Annotated in this window: 18 protein-coding genes and 1 pseudogene; 12 read left to right on the top strand and 7 right to left on the bottom strand. The window is 73.8% G+C overall.

Features of this window, described 5'->3' with window-relative positions; translation table 11 throughout:
* Window positions 1-7: 7 nt before the first annotated feature.
* Window positions 8-763, top strand: coding sequence for an imidazole glycerol phosphate synthase subunit HisF (gene hisF / locus ACFVQG_RS16395; RefSeq protein ID WP_383382535.1), 756 nt, complete (start codon window positions 8-10; stop codon window positions 761-763).
* Between the two features lie 124 nt (window positions 764-887).
* Here the strand turns inward: hisF and ACFVQG_RS16390 are convergent, their stop codons facing one another.
* Window positions 888-1,523: a TIGR03085 family metal-binding protein gene (locus ACFVQG_RS16390; protein WP_383382532.1), complete on the bottom strand. Its 636-nt coding sequence runs from the start codon at window positions 1,521-1,523 to the stop codon at window positions 888-890.
* An 82-nt stretch (window positions 1,524-1,605) separates the two neighbouring features.
* Between ACFVQG_RS16390 and hisI the strand changes: the two genes are divergently transcribed.
* The 11 genes and pseudogenes from hisI to lgt form a co-directional block, all read left to right on the top strand.
* Window positions 1,606-1,992, top strand: a complete 387-nt coding sequence (hisI, locus tag ACFVQG_RS16385) for a phosphoribosyl-AMP cyclohydrolase (protein WP_383382529.1) — start codon at window positions 1,606-1,608, stop codon at window positions 1,990-1,992.
* A gap of 11 nt (window positions 1,993-2,003) precedes the next feature.
* A complete protein-coding gene (locus ACFVQG_RS16380) occupies window positions 2,004-3,500 on the top strand; it encodes an anthranilate synthase component I (RefSeq protein WP_383382526.1) in 1,497 nt (498 codons plus the stop codon).
* Window positions 3,501-3,557: 57 nt separating this feature from the next.
* Window positions 3,558-4,208: a TIGR02234 family membrane protein gene (locus ACFVQG_RS16375; RefSeq protein WP_383383811.1), complete on the top strand. Its 651-nt coding sequence runs from the start codon at window positions 3,558-3,560 to the stop codon at window positions 4,206-4,208.
* A 124-nt stretch (window positions 4,209-4,332) separates the two neighbouring features.
* Window positions 4,333-4,569, top strand: a complete 237-nt coding sequence (locus ACFVQG_RS16370) for an HGxxPAAW family protein (protein WP_383382524.1) — start codon at window positions 4,333-4,335, stop codon at window positions 4,567-4,569.
* Window positions 4,570-4,649: 80 nt separating this feature from the next.
* Window positions 4,650-5,096 (top strand): DUF2752 domain-containing protein, encoded by a 447-nt coding sequence (locus ACFVQG_RS16365; protein WP_383382521.1) that lies wholly within the window; start codon window positions 4,650-4,652, stop codon window positions 5,094-5,096.
* Between the two features lie 134 nt (window positions 5,097-5,230).
* The gene (gene trpC / locus ACFVQG_RS16360) at window positions 5,231-6,040 is read left to right on the top strand and encodes an indole-3-glycerol phosphate synthase TrpC (RefSeq protein WP_383382519.1); all 810 of its coding nucleotides are present in this window, start codon (window positions 5,231-5,233) and stop codon (window positions 6,038-6,040) included.
* Window positions 6,041-6,074: 34 nt separating this feature from the next.
* Window positions 6,075-6,323 carry a tryptophan biosynthesis modulator TrpM gene (trpM, locus tag ACFVQG_RS16355; RefSeq protein WP_383382516.1) on the top strand — a complete coding sequence of 83 codons (249 nt, stop codon included), beginning with the start codon at window positions 6,075-6,077 and terminating at the stop codon, window positions 6,321-6,323.
* 58 nt (window positions 6,324-6,381) lie between these two features.
* Entirely contained in the window at window positions 6,382-7,668 is a 1,287-nt protein-coding gene (gene trpB, locus ACFVQG_RS16350; RefSeq protein WP_383382513.1) for a tryptophan synthase subunit beta, read from the top strand.
* Window positions 7,665-8,483 (top strand): tryptophan synthase subunit alpha, encoded by an 819-nt coding sequence (gene trpA / locus ACFVQG_RS16345; RefSeq protein WP_383382510.1) that lies wholly within the window; start codon window positions 7,665-7,667, stop codon window positions 8,481-8,483. Before trpB ends, trpA begins: the two co-directional genes overlap by 4 nt.
* A gap of 89 nt (window positions 8,484-8,572) precedes the next feature.
* Window positions 8,573-9,349, top strand: a complete 777-nt coding sequence (locus ACFVQG_RS16340) for a DsbA family protein (RefSeq protein ID WP_383382507.1) — start codon at window positions 8,573-8,575, stop codon at window positions 9,347-9,349.
* Window positions 9,350-9,422: 73 nt separating this feature from the next.
* Window positions 9,423-10,242: pseudogene (gene lgt / locus ACFVQG_RS16335) on the top strand (prolipoprotein diacylglyceryl transferase); the annotation flags it as partial.
* Window positions 10,243-10,490: 248 nt separating this feature from the next.
* Here the strand turns inward: lgt and ACFVQG_RS16330 are convergent.
* The 6 genes from ACFVQG_RS16330 to ACFVQG_RS16305 are packed head-to-tail and all read right to left on the bottom strand — an operon-like array spanning window position 10,491 to window position 17,289.
* Window positions 10,491-11,312, bottom strand: a complete 822-nt coding sequence (locus ACFVQG_RS16330) for an HpcH/HpaI aldolase/citrate lyase family protein (protein ID WP_383382504.1) — start codon at window positions 11,310-11,312, stop codon at window positions 10,491-10,493.
* Window positions 11,309-12,511: a CaiB/BaiF CoA transferase family protein gene (locus tag ACFVQG_RS16325; protein ID WP_383382501.1), complete on the bottom strand. Its 1,203-nt coding sequence runs from the start codon at window positions 12,509-12,511 to the stop codon at window positions 11,309-11,311. The genes ACFVQG_RS16330 and ACFVQG_RS16325 overlap by 4 nt, the downstream gene beginning before the upstream one ends.
* The gene (locus ACFVQG_RS16320) at window positions 12,508-13,896 is read right to left on the bottom strand and encodes an ADP-ribosylglycohydrolase family protein (RefSeq protein ID WP_383382498.1); all 1,389 of its coding nucleotides are present in this window, start codon (window positions 13,894-13,896) and stop codon (window positions 12,508-12,510) included. Before ACFVQG_RS16320 ends, ACFVQG_RS16325 begins: the two co-directional genes overlap by 4 nt.
* The gene (locus tag ACFVQG_RS16315; RefSeq protein WP_383382495.1) at window positions 13,884-15,077 is read right to left on the bottom strand and encodes an ADP-ribosylglycohydrolase family protein; all 1,194 of its coding nucleotides are present in this window, start codon (window positions 15,075-15,077) and stop codon (window positions 13,884-13,886) included. Before ACFVQG_RS16315 ends, ACFVQG_RS16320 begins: the two co-directional genes overlap by 13 nt.
* An 8-nt stretch (window positions 15,078-15,085) precedes the next feature.
* Window positions 15,086-16,201, bottom strand: a complete 1,116-nt coding sequence (locus ACFVQG_RS16310; RefSeq protein ID WP_383382492.1) for an ADP-ribosylglycohydrolase family protein — start codon at window positions 16,199-16,201, stop codon at window positions 15,086-15,088.
* The gene (locus ACFVQG_RS16305) at window positions 16,198-17,289 is read right to left on the bottom strand and encodes an ADP-ribosylglycohydrolase family protein (protein ID WP_383382490.1); all 1,092 of its coding nucleotides are present in this window, start codon (window positions 17,287-17,289) and stop codon (window positions 16,198-16,200) included. The genes ACFVQG_RS16310 and ACFVQG_RS16305 overlap by 4 nt, the downstream gene beginning before the upstream one ends.
* Between the last annotated feature and the right edge of the window lie 32 nt (window positions 17,290-17,321).

Genomic DNA, 17,321 nt, shown 5'->3' with positions numbered 1-17,321 from the left:
TGGATCCATGACCCTGGCGGTCCGAGTCATCCCCTGCCTGGACGTCGACAACGGCCGGGTCGTCAAGGGCGTGAACTTCCAGAACCTGCGCGACGCGGGCGACCCCGTCGAGATGGCCAAGGTGTACGACGCGGAGGGCGCCGACGAGCTGACCTTCCTCGACATCACCGCGTCCTCCGGCAACCGCGAGACGACGTACGACGTGGTCCGCCGCACCGCCGAGCAGGTGTTCATCCCCCTGACCGTCGGCGGCGGCGTCCGCACCGCCGAGGACGTCGACAAGCTGCTGCGCGCGGGCGCGGACAAGGTGGGCGTCAACACGGCGGCCATCGCCCGCCCCGACCTCATCCAGGAGATCGCCGAGCGCTTCGGCCGCCAGGTCCTCGTCCTGTCGGTGGACGCACGCCGCACCGCGTCCGGCACCTTCGAGGTGACCACCCACGGCGGCCGTCGCGGCACCGGCATCGACGCCGTCGAGTGGGCCCACCGCGCGGCCGAGCTGGGCGCCGGTGAGATCCTGCTGAACTCGATGGACGCCGACGGCACGAAGGACGGCTACGACCTGGAAATGATCGCCGCCGTCCGCCAGCACGTCACGGTCCCGGTCATCGCCTCGGGCGGCGCGGGCAAGCTCACCGACTTCCCCCCGGCGGTCGAGGCGGGCGCGGACGCGGTGCTGGCCGCCTCGGTCTTCCACTTCGGGGATCTGCGGATCGGTGAGGTGAAGGAGACGTTGCGGGGGGCCGGGCACCCGGTCCGGTGAACCCCGGCTGACGTCCCGCCCCGGCCGCCTCAGACGTCCGAAGTCGCCCCGGCCGCCTCAGACGCCCGAGGTCGCCCCGGCCGCCTCAGACGCCCGAGGTGGCCGGGGCGGGACGCGTGCGGGGCTAGATTCCCAGCTGCTTGCCCTCGTGCAGCTTTGCGATCGCGTTCTCGTCACCGTCCAGTTCCACCTTGGCGGCGTTCTGGCGGCCGTAGAGGAACAGCAGGAGTTCGGAGGGTTCGCCGGTGACCGTGACGACCGGGGCGCCGCGGTGGGCGACGGCGGTCTGGCCGTCGGGGCGGCGGAGGACCAGGCCGGTGGGGGCTCCGCGGCCCATCAGGCGGGCGGAGCGCTCCAGGCGGGACCAGAGGGCGTCCTGGAAGACGGGGTCCAGCTCGCGTGGGGTCCAGTCGGGCTGGGCGCGGCGGACGTCCTCGGTGTGGACGTAGTACTCGACGGTGTTCGACGCCTCGTCGATCTGCTTGAGGGAGAAGGGCGAGAAGCGGGGCGGGCCGGTGCGGATGAGCTGGATCAGTTCCTCGTAGGGCTTGGCCGCGAACTCCTCCATCACCTTCTCAAGGCGGGGCGCGAGCTGCTTGATGAGGATTCCCCCGGCGGCGTCGGGGCGGCGCTCGCGCACCACGACGTGCGCGGCGAGGTCACGGGTCTGCCAGCCCTCACAGAGGGTCGGGGCCTCGGGGCCCGCGGTCTCCAGGAGGTCGGCGAGAAGGAGCCGTTCACGCTGGGCAAAGGTCGACATGGGGTCAGCCTATGACCGGGGCGGCGGTCCGCCCAATGGACGGCGCGGCGGGGATGTCAGTGCGGCGCGGCAGAATGGCCACATGACCAGCACGCCTCCGCCCAGCAGCCTGGACCCCGAGATCGCCGCCCGCCTCAAGCGCAGCGCCGACGGTCTCCTGCCCGCCATCGCCCAGCAGTACGACACCGGTGAGGTGCTGATGCTGGGGTGGATGGACGACGAGGCGCTGCATCGGACGCTGACCACCGGCCGGTGTACCTACTGGTCGCGCAGTCGGCGGGAGTACTGGGTCAAGGGCGACACCTCCGGGCACTTCCAGTGGGTGAAGTCCGTCGCCCTGGACTGCGACGCGGACACCGTGCTCGTCCAGGTCGACCAGGTCGGCGCCGCCTGCCACACCGGCGCGCGCACCTGCTTCGACGTCGATGTGCTGCTCAAGGACGGCGGCACGGCCGCCGGGGATCAGTAAGGTCGGCCGCCATGGACCTCGAGACGTTCCGCAAGCTCGCCACCGACCGCCGCGTCATCCCCGTCACCCGCAAGCTGCTCGCCGACGGGGACACCCCGGTCGCGCTCTACCGCAAGCTCGCCGCCGAGCGCCCCGGCACCTTCCTGCTGGAGTCCGCGGAGAACGGCCGGTCCTGGTCCCGGTACTCGTTCGTCGGGGTGCGGTCCGCCGCCACCCTCACCGAGCGTGACGGCCAGGCGCACTGGCTCGGCGCCCCACCCGTCGGCGTCCCCGTCGACGGGGACCCGCTCGCCGCCCTGCGCGCCACCATCGAGGCCCTGCACACCCCCCACCAGGACGGCATGCCGCCCTTCACCGGCGGCATGGTCGGCTATCTGGGATACGACATCGTGCGCCGCCTGGAGAAGATCGGCCCCGGCGAGCGGGACGACCTCAGGCTGCCCGAGCTGACCATGCTGCTCACCAGCGACCTCGCCGTCATGGACCACTGGGAGGGCTCGGTCCTGCTGATCGCCAACGCGATCAACCACAACGACCTGGACAGCGGCGTCGACGAGGCGTACGCCGACGCCGTCGCCCGGCTCGACGCCATGGAGGCCGACCTCACGCGCGCGGTCGCCCAGCCGCCCGCCGTGCTGCCGCCCTCCGAGCTGCCCGAGTACACCGCCCTGTGGGGCGGCCCCGACTTCCAGCGGGCCGTCGAGGACATCAAGGAGCGCATCCGGGCCGGGGAGGCCTTCCAGGTGGTGCCCTCCCAGCGCTTCGAGACACCGTGCACCGCCAGCGCGCTGGACGTGTACCGGGTGCTGCGGGCCACCAACCCGTCCCCGTACATGTACCTCTTCCGCTTCGACGGCTTCGACGTCGTCGGCTCCTCCCCGGAGGCGCTGGTGAAGGTGGCGGACGGGCAGGCCATGGTGCACCCCATCGCCGGGACCCGGCGCCGCGGCGCCACCCCCCAGGAGGACCAGGCCCTCGCCGAGGAACTGCTCGCCGACCCCAAGGAGCGCGCCGAGCACCTCATGCTCGTCGACCTCGGCCGCAACGACCTCGGCCGGGTCTGCGAGCCCGGCTCCGTCGAGGTCGTCGACTTCATGTCCGTCGAGCGGTACTCGCACGTCATGCACATCGTCTCCACCGTCACCGGCCGCGTCGCCCCCGGCCGCACCGCCTTCGACGTGCTCACCGCCTGCTTCCCCGCGGGCACCCTCTCCGGCGCGCCCAAGCCGCGCGCGATGCAGATCATCGACGAACTGGAGCCGTCCCGGCGCGGGTTGTACGGCGGCTGCGTGGGCTATCTGGACTTCGCGGGCGACTCCGACACAGCCATCGCCATCCGCACCGCCCTGCTGCGCGACGGCACGGCATACGTGCAGGCGGGCGCCGGAATCGTCGCCGACTCCGACCCCGTCGCCGAGGACGACGAGTGCCGCAACAAGGCGGCGGCGGTGCTCCGCGCGGTCCACACGGCGGGCCGACTGGGACGGCAGGACACCAACCGCGCGTGAAAATGGGGCGCTTCTCACGTGAACCCGGGTGAAGGTTCGCCCGGGCCGCACGCCATAGTGGAGTACGTGACTGCTGCTCCTCACCCCCGTTCCGAAGCCACCCCCGCGCGGGCCGGTCGCCGAAGCCTCGCCATGGCGCTGCTGTGCGGTGCGCTCGGCGCGGCCGTGGCGCTGCTGGCCACCCGCCAGCAGTGGTCGGAGGGCACCGCGACCGTCGCCGGTGGCGCCTTCCCGCTGACCGCCAAGGGCAGCGACGTCACCGGCGTCCCCGCGGCCCTCGCCATCGTGGGCCTCGCCGCCCTCGTCGCCGTCTTCGCCGTCCGCCGCACCGGCCGCTACGCGGTCGCCGCGCTGCTCGCGCTGTGCGGCGTCGGCACCGTCGTCGCCGCGCTGCTCGGCGCCTCCGACAGCGCGGCCCTCGACGAGCAGGCCGCCCAGGCCTCCGGCGACACCTCCGCCACCGTGGACGCCCTCAGCCACACCGCCTGGCCGTACGTCGCCGCCGCGGGCGGAGCGCTGATCCTCCTCGCCGGGCTCCTCGCCCTGCGCTACGGCCGTCTGTGGCCCGCCATGTCCGGCCGCTACGAACGCTCGGGCGCCCCCCGCCCGCGCCGCGCCGCCGCCCCCACCGACCCGGACCGCCCCGAGGACCTCTGGAAGGCCCTCGACCGGGGCGAGGACCCGACGACGGGCGCCGGCCCCGCCTGACCCCCTCGGCACGTGCCCGCCGGGGTGCCCCGCGGTCATGCCGCGCGGGTGCGTACGTGACAATGGACGATGAGCGGACAGTGAGCGGCAGGCTCACCCAAGTACACGCAACGAGGAGCATTCAATGGCGGGCAGCAGCCACGGTCACACCCCGGCCGCCTGGACCGGTGTCATCATCGCCTTCATCGGGTTCTGCGTGGCGGGCCTCTTCATGGTCGCGGACAACCCGCTGGGCTTCTGGGCCGGGATGGTCGTGATCGCCCTCGGCGGCGTCGTCGGCGGCATCATGCGCGCCATGGGCATGGGCGCCCCCAAGGCCAAGCCCCTCAAGATGTCCGACGGCGCGACCGCCAAGGGCTGACACGACCTCCCCCGAGGGGCGGTACCGGTACTGACACCGGTACCGCCCCTCGGGTGCTTTCACGGCGCGCGCACGGCAGAATGCCAACCGTGAACGCCGACAGCCCGAGGGTGACACCGCCCGCCGCGGGGAGCGTCGCGGGACGCCTGGCCGTCCCCGCCGGAATGCTCGCCGCGATCGCCGCCGCCTTCGCCTACGTCGGCGCCGTGGACCCCAACGAGCCCGGCCACTACCCGGCCTGCCCCCTGCTCCAGTACACCGGCCTGTACTGCCCCGGCTGCGGCGGCCTGCGCAGCGCCCACGCCGTCGTGCACGGCGACTTCGCCGCGGCCCTCCAGGCGAACGCCGTGGCCGTCGCGGGATACGCGGTCTTCGCCGTCGCATGGGCCGTCTGGATGGTGCGCGCGGCGCGCGGACGGCCGCCGAGGGTCGAGCTTCGCTCGGTTCACCTGTGGGCCCTGGGCACCTTGCTGCTGGTGTTCACGGTTGTCCGGAACCTGCCGTTCGGTGGCTGGCTACATCCTTGATCATTTGGTGAACGTCCAGGTAGTGGGACCGGCGTCAACCGGATGCGAGGCCTCGGCCCTCCTGCGGATACCATCGCAGTGACCATAGGTTTTTCCGTGCCGCATTCTGTGCCGTCTGGAAGGGGGCCGCTCGCGTGAGTGTGCTCGACGAGATCATCGACGGAGTCCGTGCCGACCTCGCGGAGCGGCAGGCGCGCGTCAGCCTCGACGAGTTGAAGGAGCGCGCGGCGAAGGCCCCCGCCGCCAAGGACGGCGCCGCCGCCCTGCGCGGCGAGGGCGTCACGGTGATCTGTGAGGTCAAGCGCTCCAGCCCGTCCAAGGGCGCGCTGGCCGCCATCGCCGACCCGGCCGGACTCGCCGCGGACTACGAGGCGGGCGGCGCGGCCGTCATCTCCGTCCTCACCGAACAGCGCCGCTTCGGCGGCTCGCTGGCCGACCTGGAGGCGGTCCGCGCGCGCGTGGACATCCCCGTACTGCGCAAGGACTTCATCGTCACGTCGTACCAGCTCTGGGAGGCCCGGGCCTACGGCGCCGACCTCGCGCTGCTGATCGTGGCCGCCCTCGACCAGGCCGCCCTGGAGTCGCTGATCGAGCGGGCCGTGTCCATGGGGCTGACCCCGCTGGTCGAGGTGCACGACGAGGAGGAGGTCGACCGCGCGGTGGACGCGGGCGCCAAGATCATCGGCGTCAACGCGCGCAACCTCAAGACGCTCGAGGTCGACCGCACGACCTTCGACCGGGTCGCCCCGGAGATCCCGGACGGCATCGTCAAGGTGGCCGAGTCCGGCGTCCGCGGCCCGCACGACCTCATCGCCTACGCCAACGCGGGCGCCGACGCCGTCCTCGTCGGCGAGTCCCTCGTCACCGGCCGCGACCCCAAGGCCGCCGTCGCCGACCTGGTCGCCGCGGGCGCCCACCCGGCCCTGCGCCAGGGCCGCGGCTGACCCGGACGGCCGTACGCCGCTAGGATTTCTCCCGATGACCCTCCCGATCACCCTGACGACCAGGGACCCGTACGCCCGCCTGGCCCGCGGCTGCCGCCCCCGCGGCTGCCGCGCGCCCGCGCGCCGGGTTCACGGCCGACGGGTGCGGTACGTGATCGGGGACGAGCCCGGGCAGGTCAACGGACGGCGATGGCACGCCCCTGCAAGGGGCACGGGGCCGTACCCGCCCACGCGACTTTGTCGCGTGGGCGCGACCAGCCACCGACGACGGTTGGTCGTCTGACGACCCCTGCCCCCACGGCGATTCGTTTCCCTCAGAACACTCACCGTGAGGTTTCCGCATGCCCAGCGAGTTCTTCATCCCCGACCCGGAGGGTCAGCTCCCGAGCCCCGAAGGCTACTTCGGCACCTTCGGCGGCAAGTTCATCCCGGAGGCCCTCGTCGCCGCCGTCGACGAGGTCGCCGTCGAGTACGACAAGGCCAAGTCCGACCCCGAGTTCGCCCGCGAACTGGACGACCTCCTCGTCCACTACACGGGCCGCCCCTCGGCGCTGACCGAGGTCCCCCGGTTCGCCGAGCACGCCGGGGGCGCCCGGGTCTTCCTCAAGCGCGAGGACCTGAACCACACCGGCTCCCACAAGATCAACAACGTCCTCGGCCAGGCCCTGCTCACCAAGCGCATGGGCAAGACCCGCGTCATCGCCGAGACCGGCGCCGGTCAGCACGGCGTCGCCACCGCCACCGCCTGCGCCCTGTTCGGCCTCGACTGCACCATCTACATGGGCGAGATCGACACCCGCCGCCAGGCCCTCAACGTGGCCCGGATGCGGATGCTCGGCGCCGAGGTCGTCGCCGTGAGGTCCGGCAGCCGCACACTGAAGGACGCCATCAACGAGGCCTTCCGCGACTGGGTCGCCAACGTCGACCACACCCACTACCTCTTCGGCACCGTCGCCGGACCGCACCCCTTCCCGGCCATGGTCCGCGACTTCCACCGCGTCATCGGCGTCGAGGCCCGCCGCCAGCTCCTGGAGCGCGCCGGACGCCTCCCGGACGCCGCGGTCGCCTGCGTCGGCGGCGGCTCCAACGCCATCGGCCTCTTCCACGCCTTCATCCCGGACACGGCCGTCCGCCTCATCGGCTGCGAGCCCGCCGGGCACGGCGTCGAGACCGGCGAGCACGCGGCGACCCTGACCGCGGGCGAACCCGGCATCCTGCACGGCTCCCGGTCCTACGTCCTCCAGGACGAGGAGGGCCAGATCACCGAGCCGTACTCGATCTCGGCGGGCCTGGACTACCCGGGCATCGGCCCCGAGCACTCCTACCTCAAGGACAGCGGACGCGGCGAGTACCGCGCGGTCACCGACGACGCGGCCATGCAGGCGCTGCGCCTGCTGTCGCGCACCGAGGGCATCATCCCGGCGATCGAGAGCGCCCACGCACTCGCGGGCGCCCTGGAGGTCGGCAGGGAACTGGGCGAGGACGGGCTGATCGTGGTCAACCTGTCCGGCCGTGGCGACAAGGACATGGACACCGCCGCCCGCTACTTCGGCCTGTACGACACGGACGCCGAGGTCCCCGCGGACGCCGACACCGACACCGCCGAGATCGAGGGGGACGCCAAGTGAGCGGCAACATCCAGCTGTTGACGGACACCCTCGCGGGCGCCAGGGCCGAGGGACGCTCCGCGCTCATCGCCTACCTCCCCGCCGGGTTCCCGACCGTGGACGGCGGCATCGAGGCGATCAAGGCCGCCTTCGACGGCGGCGCCGACGTCGTCGAGGTCGGGCTGCCGCACAGCGACCCCGTCCTGGACGGCCCGGTCATCCAGACCGCCGACGACATCGCCCTGCGCGGCGGCGTCAAGATCGCCGACGTGATGCGGACGGTCAGGGAGACCCACGAGGCCACCGGGAAGCCGGTGCTCGTGATGACGTACTGGAACCCCATCGACCGCTACGGCGTCGAGCGGTTCACCGCCGAGCTGGCCGAGGCGGGCGGGGCCGGGTGCATCCTGCCCGACCTGCCCGTGCAGGAGTCGGCGCTGTGGCGCGAGCACGCCGAGAAGCACCAGCTCGCCACGGTCTTCGTGGTCGCGCCCAGCAGCAGGGACGCGCGGCTCGCCGAGATCACCGCGGCGGGCAGCGGCTTCGTCTACGCCGCCTCGCTGATGGGCGTCACCGGCACCCGTGAGTCGGTCGGCGCGCAGGCCCAGGACCTGGTGGAACGCACCCGCGCCACCGGCACCGCGCTGCCCGTCTGCGTCGGCCTCGGCGTCTCCAACGCCGACCAGGCGGCCGAGGTCGCGGGCTTCGCGGACGGCGTGATCGTCGGCTCGGCCTTCGTCAAGCGGATGCTGGACGCCCCCGATGACGCGGCCGGGGTGCAGGCCGTGCGCGATCTCGCGGGTGAGCTGGCGAAGGGCGTGCGCGGACAGGCATAGCGCGGTTGATCTTCCGCTGTGGGTCCCTCGAACGGGTGGACCTCGGGCCGGGGAGGCGCGTTGCGCCTCCCCGGTTCGTTCTGCGGGGTGTGAGCGAGAAGAACCGTGAGGGAAAGCGGACCGCCCGGGAGCGGCTGGCGGTCGACCGTGAGAAGCAGAAGCGCGCGGAGAAGCGGCGGCGCGGACTGATCGTGGGCGTGACCGTGGTCGGTGTCCTGGGGTTGGCGGCGGTCGTCGGCGTGGTCGCGGCGAACGCGGGCAAGGACGACAGCAGCGACAAGGCGGGCCCGGTCGTGGCGCCCTCCGGCGCCCTGGGCAAGGACGGCCTCGCCATCCCGGTCGGCCAGGAGGGCGCGAAGTCGACGCTCACCATCTGGGAGGACTTCCGCTGCCCGGCCTGCAAGTCCTTCGAACAGGCCTACCGCTCGACGATCCACGAGCTGACCGACGCCGGAAAGCTGAAGGTCGAGTACCACCTGGCCACCATCATCGACGGCAACATGGGCGGCAGCGGCTCCCGCCAGGCCGCCAACGCCGCCGCCTGCGCCCAGGACGCCGGGCACTTCACGCCGTACCACGACGTGCTCTACGACCAGCAGCCCCCGGAGACCGACGACGCCTTCGCCGACACCGGCGAGCTGATCGAGCTGGCGGGCAAGGTCAAGGGTCTCGACACCCCCGCCTTCCGCGCCTGTGTGCAGGACGGCAAGCACGCGAGCTGGGTCGACAAGTCCAACGAGGCCTTCCGCGCCGGGGGCTTCACCGGCACCCCGACCGTGCTGTTCGGCGGGAAGAACATCGTCCAGGACCGCACGATGACCCCGGCGAAGCTGAAGCAGATGGTGGAGCAGGCCGCCCAGGGCTGAGCGCGCCTGTTATGGACCCGTAGCCGGGCCGCCCACCGTCGGGCGGGTCCGGCAGGGTAGCGTCGACCCTGCCATGGAACTTGCCTACATCCCCAGCCCGTCGCGCGGAGTGCTGTACCTCGGCCCCGTTCCGCTGCGCGGTTACGCGTTCTGCATCATCATCGGCGTCTTCGTGGCCGTCTGGCTCGGCAACCGGCGCTGGATCGCCCGTGGCGGGCGGGCCGGCACCGTGGCCGACATCGCGGTCTGGGCGGTGCCGTTCGGCCTGATCGGTGGCCGTCTGTACCACGTGATCACGGACTACGAGCTGTACTTCAGCGAGGGCCGTGACTGGGTGGACGCCTTCAAGATCTGGGAGGGCGGCCTCGGCATCTGGGGCGCGATCGCCTTCGGCGCGCTCGGCGCGTGGATCGGCTGCCGCCGCCGTGGCATCCCGCTGCCCGCGTACGCCGACGCCGTCGCCCCCGGTATCGCCTTCGCACAGGCGATCGGCCGCTGGGGCAACTGGTTCAACCAGGAGCTGTACGGCAGGGAGACCGATCTTCCGTGGGCCCTGCACATCACCTCCTCCTCGGACGGCCGGGTGCCCGGGTACTACCACCCGACGTTCCTGTACGAGTCCCTGTGGTGCATCGGCGTCGCCCTCCTCGTGATCTGGGCCGACCGCCGCTTCAAGCTGGGCCATGGCCGGGCCTTCGCCCTGTACGTCGCCTCGTACTGCGCGGGCCGCTTCTGGATCGAGTACATGCGCGTCGACGAGGCGCACGAGATCCTGGGCCTGCGCCTCAACAACTGGACCGCGCTGTTCGTGTTCCTGCTCGCCGTGGTCTACATCGTGCTGTCGGCACGGAAGCGGCCAGGGCGGGAGCCGGTGGTGGAGCCGGGGGCTTCCGACACCCCTGACGACACGTCTGACGATGCTTCTCCCGACACCGCTGACGACGACGCTGAGGCCGACGCGAAGGACATGTCCGACACCACCGAGGCCGCCGACACCACCGAGGCCGCCGACGCCACCGGGGCCGCCGACGCCGACGAGGACGCCAAGGACGGCGCCGGGTCGGCGAAGAAGCGCTGACCGGCAGAGTCGTACGACGATGAGGGCGCCCGGGATCTCCCGGGCGCCCTCCGTCGTGTGGCGTCAGCGGCGGCGGGCCGCCAGGGACAGGGTCCGGCGGGCGGCCGTCACCACCGCCGCGTCGACGAACGTACCGTCGGCGAGGGCCTGCGCGCCCCGCTCGGCCGCCGCCGCCTTGACGATCGACTCGGCGCGCTCGATCTCCCGCGCGGTCGGCAGATACGCCCGCTCGATCACCGGCAACTGGCGTGGATGGATGGCGGCCCGCCCCAGGAACCCCAGGGCACGGCCCCGGGCGCAGCTCGCGGCGAGGCCGTCGAGGTCCCGGGTGTCCGGGTGGACCGACTGGACCGGCGGCGGCAGCCCCGCGGCCCGCGCGGCGACGACCACCCGGGAGCGCGGCCAGTCGAGCCCCGCGTCGTCCCGTACCCCCAGGTCGGCGCGGAGATCGGCCTCGCCGAGGGCGATGCCGTGCAGCGCGGGGTGGGCGCGGGCGATGGCGTGGGCGTGCTCGATGCCGAGGGCGGTCTCCAGGAGGGCGTGCAGGGGAGGGCAACCGGGGCTCGTGGCCTCCGCGACCCGGACGATCTGCCCGGGGGAGGTGACCTTGGGCAGCCGCAGGCCCCGGAGGCCGGGGAGCGCGGCCAGCGCCTTCAGGTCCGCGGCGGCCAGCGGGCTGTCCAGGGCGTTCACGCGGACGTGGACGGGGACGGGCTGCTCGGTGCCGAGGAGGTCGGCGGTGGCGGCGCGGGCGTAGGCCTTGCGGTCGGGGGCGACGGCGTCCTCCAGGTCGATCACCACGACGTCGGCGCCGGAGGCGAGGGCCTTGGTGACGACGTGGGGGCGGTCCCCGGGGGCGTAGAGCCAGGTCAGCGGGGTGGTCACAGGGCGCCTTCGGCGCGCAGGGCGGTCAGTTCGGCCGGGGTGAGGCCCAGTTCGGTCAGGACGGTGTCGGTGTCGGCGCCGTGCGGGCGGCCCGCCCAGCGGATCGCGCCGGGGGTGGACGAGAGCCGGAAGAGGACGTTCTGCATCCGCAGCGGGCCCAGGTCGGGGTCGTCGACCGTGGTGATCGTGTCCAGGGACTGGTACTGCGGATCGGTCAGCACCTCCGTGACGTCCTGGACCGGCGCCACCGCCGCCTCCGCCTTCTCGAAGGCCGCGAGGACGTCCGCGCGGGTGCGCCCGGCGATCCAGTCGCCGACCGCCTCGTCCAGGACGTCCGCGTGCCGGGCCCGGCCGACGCCGTTGGCGAACCAGGGCTCGTCGATCAGCTCCGGCCGCCCGACCAGCCGCATCACGCGTTCCGCCACCGACTGGGCCGAGGTCGACACCGCGACCCAGGCGCCGTCCGCGGTGCGGTAGGTGTTGCGCGGGGCGTTGTTGGCGGAGCGGTTGCCGGTGCGTTCCTGGACGTGGCCGAGCTGGTCGTACCAGGTCGGATGCGGGCCGAGGACCGTCAGGATGGGCTCGATGATCGCCATGTCCACGACCTGGCCCTCGCCGGTGCGCTCCCGGGCGGCGAGCGCGGTGAGCACGGCGTACGCCGTCGCCAGGCCCGCGATCGAGTCGGCGAGGCCGAACGGCGGGAGGGTCGGGGGCGCGTCCGGTTCGCCGGTGATGGCGGCGAAGCCGCTCATGGCCTCGGCGAGGGTGCCGAAGCCGGGCCGGTGGGCGTACGGGCCGAACTGGCCGAAGGCGGTGACCCGGGCCAGCACCAGCCGGGGGTTGACGGCCGACAGTTCGGGCCAGCCCAGGTCCCATTTCTCCAGGGTGCCCGGGCGGAAGTTCTCCACGATCACATCGGCGTGCTCCGCGAGGCGCAGCAGGGTGGCCCGGCCGCCGGGCTTGGACAGGTCGAGGGTGATCGCGCGCTTGTTGCGGCCGAGCACCTTCCACCACAGGCCGATGCCGTCCTTGGCCGGGCCGTGGCCGCGGGAGGGGTCCGGCTTCGTGGGGTGCTCGACCTTGACGACCTCGGCGCCGAAGTCGCCGAGCAGGGTGGCGGCGAGCGGGCCCGCGAAGAGGGTGGCGAGGTCCAGGACGCGCAGGCCGGTGAGCGGGGGGTGGTTCGTGGGGGTTCTCATGGGCGGGCGGCCTCCGGGTGGCTGTGGGGGAGTCGGGCCAGGTCGGCGGTGAGCTGGGCGAGGGTGTCGAAGCCGGTGCCGTCGAAGTCGGCGACGGAGGTGGCCAGACGGTTCTTCAGGGGTGCCGTCCAGTGGGTGGGCAGGGCGGCGGGGTCGCCGGTGAGGAGGGCGGCGACGCTTCCGGCCGTGGCGCCGTTCGAGTCCGTGTCCCAGCCGCCGGAGACGGCGCGGCGGATGGCGCCGGTGAAGTCGCCGTCGGCGTGGGTGAGGGCGGCGGCGATCAGGGCGGTGTTGGGGATGGCGTGCACCCAGTGGTGGGTGGCGGCGTGGGTGGCGTGGAGTTCGTCCACGACCCGGTCGAAGTCCGGGTGGGCGTGCGCGAGGTCGACGCCGTGGCGGATCGCCGCCGCCAGCCGGGAGCCGGGCGGGATCACCGTGAGGCCGGTGCGCAGGCAGGCGTGGACGTCGTGGGTGCCGGTCGCGGCGGCGGCGATGGTGGCCGCGGTGAACATGGCCGCGTAGACGCCGTTGGCGGTGTGGGTGAGGGTGGCGTCCCGGTGGGCCTGTTCGGCCGCGGCGGCCGGGTCGCCGGGGTGGGTCCAGCCGTGCACGTCGGCGCGGATCAGGGCGCCGATCCACTCGCGGAAGGGGTTGCGGTAGCGGGCCGTGCGCGGGGGTTCCAGGCCGGTGAGGAGGTTGCGGTAGGCGACGCGTTCGGCGGTGAACGTGCGGCCCGCGGGGAGTTCGTCCAGCCAGAGGCGGGCCACGTCCGTGGTGGTGAAGGCGGTGCCGTGGCGCTGGAGCAGGAGGAGGTTGAGGAGGGGGTAGTTGAGGTCGTCGTCCTCCGGCATGCCGTCGATGTTCTCGGCGAGGGAGGTGGCGGCGGAGCGGCGGTTCCAGGGGTGCGCGGCGAGGAGTTCCGGGGGGACACCGCGGGCGGTGAAGTAGGCGGTGAGGGGCCAGTTGCCGGTGGCGCGGGCGAGTTCGCGGATGGCGGTGAGGGGGAGCTTCTCCACCGGTTTGCCCAGCAGACAGCCGACGGCCCGGCCGAGCCAGGCGGCCTCGAGACGGGTCGGGGAGGGCGGCGGGCAGGGCGAGCGCGACGGCCAGCGCGGGCACAGGCGCCTGATGCCTGGGAGGTCGGTCGGCTCGGCGTCCGCCAACGCGCTGGGCAGGTCGGCCAGTTCGTCGAGCAGGTCCTCCGCCAGTTGGCGCAGGTAGCGCGAGACCGGCTGCGGGGAGGCGCCGGAGCGGGTGGGGGCCTCCAGGCCGCCCGCCGCCCGCCAGCGTTCGGCGATCGCCGTGGGCTCGCGGCCGTCCTGACGGGCCTGGCGGAGTTCATGGCCGATCAGGTCCTCCGGCTGGACCCAGGTCAGGCGGAGCATGCGGTGCCTCCCAGCGCGGTGAACAGCTGTTCATGCGTACGGCGTCCCCGTACGTCCCGCTCGAAGATCTCCCGGGTCACCTCGGCCAGGGTGCGGGCCGGTTCCCACAGGTCCAGGCGGCTGGCCTCCGCGACCTGCTTGGACCACCGCTCCGGGACCGGTGAGCCGAGGGCGCCGCAGACGGCGCCCGCCATGGTGGCGATGGAGTCGCAGTCACGGCCGTAGTTCACGGCGCCGAGGACCGCGCCGCGGTAGTCGCCGCCGCAGACCACGACCATGCCGAGGGCGACGGGGAGTTCCTCGATGGCGTGCAGCCGGGAGGGGCGGCGGGCGCCCAGGGAGGGGGCGCGGTAGTCGGGGCCGACCGTGTCGTAGGGGGCCACGGCTTCCCGGATCGGGGTCAGCGCCGACTCGAAGTCGCGGTGGCGGGCGGCCACTTCGCAGACCCGCTCGATGGCGGTCCGGGTGCCGTCCTTGGCCAGGCCCAGACAGGCCGTCACGACGGAGTCCGGGGTGGCGTCCGGTGCGCAGGCCGCGGCGACCGCCGCCGCGAAGACGCCCGCCGCCTCACGGCCGTACGACGACTGGTGGGCGCCCGCGACGTCCAGCGCCTCGGTGTAGGCGCCCGCCGGGTTGGCCGCGTTGACCAGGCCGACGGGGGCCATGTACATCGCGGCACCGCAGTTGACGATGTTGCCGACGCCTGCCTCGCGGGGGTCGGCATGGCCGTAGTGGAGCCGTGTCACCAGCCATTTCTCGGCGAGGAAGATCCGGTGCAGGGGGAGCGCCTCGGCCTCCAGCTCCGGGATCCAGCGCGGGTTGGTCATCAGGTCCGGGACCAGGTGGTCGGCGACGGCGTAGGCGTCGAGATGGTCGCGGACGCGGGCGTAGACCCGTACCAGGGCGTGGGTCATCAGGGTGTCGTCGGTGATGTGGCCGTCGCCCTTGTGGTACGGGGCGATGGGGCGGGCCGTGCGCCAGGCGTCGCCGTTCCAGGGGCCGACGATGCCGTGCACCCGGCCGCCGTGGCGCTGGAGGATCTGGTCGGGGGAGTAGCCCTCGACGGGGCCGCCGAGGGCGTCACCGACGGCGGCGCCGACGAGGGCGCCGGTGACGCGCTCGTCAAGTGTCGCCGTCGGGTGGGGGGTTTGTGATGGCTTTTCATCTCCCTTGGGTGTCATGTGCGGAATCATCCCCCTGGCGGGGCCGGTTGTGCGGCTTCCAGGAGTTCGGCGAGTTCCACCAGGTCGGTGCCGGTCAGGCGGGGCAGGACGCAGCCGGAGAGGGTGCGGCAGGTGGTGCGCCAGGTCTCGGGGATCGCGGCGGCGCCGCCGAGCGCTCCGGTCAGGGCGCCCGCCAGGGCCGGGGCCGAGTCGGCGACCCGGGACAGACAGGCCGCCGCGGGCACCGCCTCCGCGATCCGGCCGCGCGCGGCGGTGGCGAGGGCGAGGGCGACCGGGACGGTCTCGGCGGCGGCGATGCCGTAGCTGTAGACGTGGTCGACGATCTGGTGCTCCAGGAGGGGGACGAGGGAGAAGGCGCTGTCGCAGGCCTCGGCCAGGCGGAGGGCGTGCCGGGCGTTGCGGCCGATCTCCGTCTCGGCGGGCAGTTCGGCGAGCGCCGCCGTGACGCAGGCCTCGGGGTCGGCGCCGGTCAGGGCGAGGGCGAGGGCGGCGGCCATCGCGCGGGCGCCGTGGACTCCGTCGCCGTCCTGGGTGTAGCGGGCGTCGAACTCGGCGAGCGCGGCGGCGGCTCCCGGGTCGCCGGGGTGGGCGACCGCGAGGACGCAGGCCCGGACGCAGGCCGCGTCGTCGAAGTAGTGCGGGTTGTCGTGGCCGGTGGCGGGCGGGCGCAGGCCGGTGGCGAGGTTGCCGAGGCCCGCGCGGACGGAGATGCGGGCGCGCAGCGGGAGTACGGCGGACTCGACCTCGGGGGCGCGTTCGGCGGCGGCGGCGACCTCGCTCGCCACCGCGTTCCAGGTCAGGTCGATGGCGGCCCGGGTGCGCCGCTCCCGGCTCAGATCGCCGAGCACCCCGTCGTCCCCGGCCCGCAGCAGCGCCTCCGCCGCGAACGCCGCCCACTCGGCGTCGTCGGAGGGGCCGAGCCGCAGCGGCTCCGGGGGCTGGTTGAGCGCGATGGGCACGGGCAGGGTGGTCGTCGCGTTGTGCTCGGCGAAGGTGTCCAGTTCCCGGGTGAGCCGCCGCGTCCACTGCGGCATCCGCGCGGCCCGGTGCCGCGCGGCGGGCCATCCGGCGGCGTCCCCGGCGGCGAGACCGAGGAGGAGGCCTTCGGTGCGGCGGGTCATGGGTGTACCTCTTCCTCGTCCGGGGTGAGCACGTAGGCCTCGGGGTCGGGTGCCGTGGGGTGTACGGGAAGCGGGTGGCAGACCGGGTCGCACTCCTCCGGTGTCAGCAGTTCCGCCACGTCGAGCACGTGGTGGCCCGCCATCGACGGCAGGCAGCTGCCGCGGGCCGGGCCGATGGCCGCCGCCCAGTCGGCGGGGATCGCCGCGGCGCCCTGGGTGGCCCCGGCGAGGGCGCCCGCGACCGCGGCGGTGGTGTCGGCGTCGCGGCCCATGTTGACGGCGGTGAGCACGGCGTCCCGGAAGTCGCCGTCGGCCGCCGCGTACGCGCCGAAGGCCAGGGCGACCGCCTCCGGGGCGAGGTCGGTCCAGGGGTAGCCGCCGATCACGACGGCGGAGCGGACGGCGCGTTCCCCGCGGTGGGCGACCACCACGGCCCGGCGCAGGGAGCGCGCGGTCCAGGAGTCGTCGGGGACGACGGCGAGGGCGGCGGCGACCACGGCATGGGTCGGGGCGCCCGCCATCGCGGCGGCCACCCCGGCGGCGACCGCCTGACCTCCGTAGATGCCCTCGCCCTCATGGCTGACCGAGCCGTCGATGGCGACCAGCCGGGCCGCCTCGGCGGGGCGTCCGGCGGCGAAGACGCCGAAGGGCGCGGCGCGCATGGCGAGGCCGTCGCTCCAGGCGTGCCGGTGCTGGGCGGAGATGGGGGCGGCCAGGCCCCGGCGGAGGTTCTCCAGCGTGCCGCGCTCGCTGAAGCCCGCGCCCCGGAAGGGTCCCTCGGCGCGGTCGGCGATCCAGGCGTGCCAGGCCGCCTCCACATGGGCGGGGGTGAGGGCCGAGCCGTGCCGGGCCAGCAGCAGCCCGGAGAAGATCGCGTACTCGGTGTCGTCGGTCCCGGCCGGGTGCTCGGCGACGTATCCGGTGATACGGCCCCACCGGGCGCGGATCTCGGAGGGCTTCAGGTTCTCCGCGGGGGCGCCGAGGGCGTCCCCGACGGCCAGGCCGAGCAGCGCGCCGCGCGCCCGGTCGCGGAGGTCGGCGGGGTCTCGGGGCGCCGGGACCGGGGGAACGCACGCGATCGATGCCATGGGGGATGTGTCCCACTCCGGTGATTCCTCCG

Source organism: Streptomyces sp. NPDC057877 (assembly GCF_042796855.1).
Lineage (GTDB): Bacteria > Actinomycetota > Actinomycetes > Streptomycetales > Streptomycetaceae > Streptomyces.
Note: the sequence above shows the minus strand (reverse complement) of the source record. Positions and strands in the feature narration are given on the sequence as shown.

Excerpts from the sequence above, each read along its gene's own strand:
- trpB (WP_383382513.1), top strand. The coding sequence starts at position 6,382 with ATGCCCAGCGAGTTCTTCATCCCCGACCCGGAGGGTCAGCTCCCGAGC.
- ACFVQG_RS16380 (WP_383382526.1), top strand. The coding sequence starts at position 2,004 with ATGGACCTCGAGACGTTCCGCAAGCTCGCCACCGACCGCCGCGTCATC.
- ACFVQG_RS16305 (WP_383382490.1), bottom strand. The coding sequence starts at position 17,289 with ATGGCATCGATCGCGTGCGTTCCCCCGGTCCCGGCGCCCCGAGACCCC.
- hisI (WP_383382529.1), top strand. The coding sequence starts at position 1,606 with ATGACCAGCACGCCTCCGCCCAGCAGCCTGGACCCCGAGATCGCCGCC.
- ACFVQG_RS16310 (WP_383382492.1), bottom strand. The coding sequence starts at position 16,201 with ATGACCCGCCGCACCGAAGGCCTCCTCCTCGGTCTCGCCGCCGGGGAC.
- hisF (WP_383382535.1), top strand. The coding sequence starts at position 8 with ATGACCCTGGCGGTCCGAGTCATCCCCTGCCTGGACGTCGACAACGGC.
- ACFVQG_RS16320 (WP_383382498.1), bottom strand. The coding sequence starts at position 13,896 with ATGCTCCGCCTGACCTGGGTCCAGCCGGAGGACCTGATCGGCCATGAA.
- ACFVQG_RS16390 (WP_383382532.1), bottom strand. The coding sequence starts at position 1,523 with ATGTCGACCTTTGCCCAGCGTGAACGGCTCCTTCTCGCCGACCTCCTG.
- ACFVQG_RS16325 (WP_383382501.1), bottom strand. The coding sequence starts at position 12,511 with ATGAGAACCCCCACGAACCACCCCCCGCTCACCGGCCTGCGCGTCCTG.
- ACFVQG_RS16365 (WP_383382521.1), top strand. The coding sequence starts at position 4,650 with ATGCCAACCGTGAACGCCGACAGCCCGAGGGTGACACCGCCCGCCGCG.
- ACFVQG_RS16315 (WP_383382495.1), bottom strand. The coding sequence starts at position 15,077 with ATGACACCCAAGGGAGATGAAAAGCCATCACAAACCCCCCACCCGACG.
- ACFVQG_RS16370 (WP_383382524.1), top strand. The coding sequence starts at position 4,333 with ATGGCGGGCAGCAGCCACGGTCACACCCCGGCCGCCTGGACCGGTGTC.
- trpM (WP_383382516.1), top strand. The coding sequence starts at position 6,075 with ATGACCCTCCCGATCACCCTGACGACCAGGGACCCGTACGCCCGCCTG.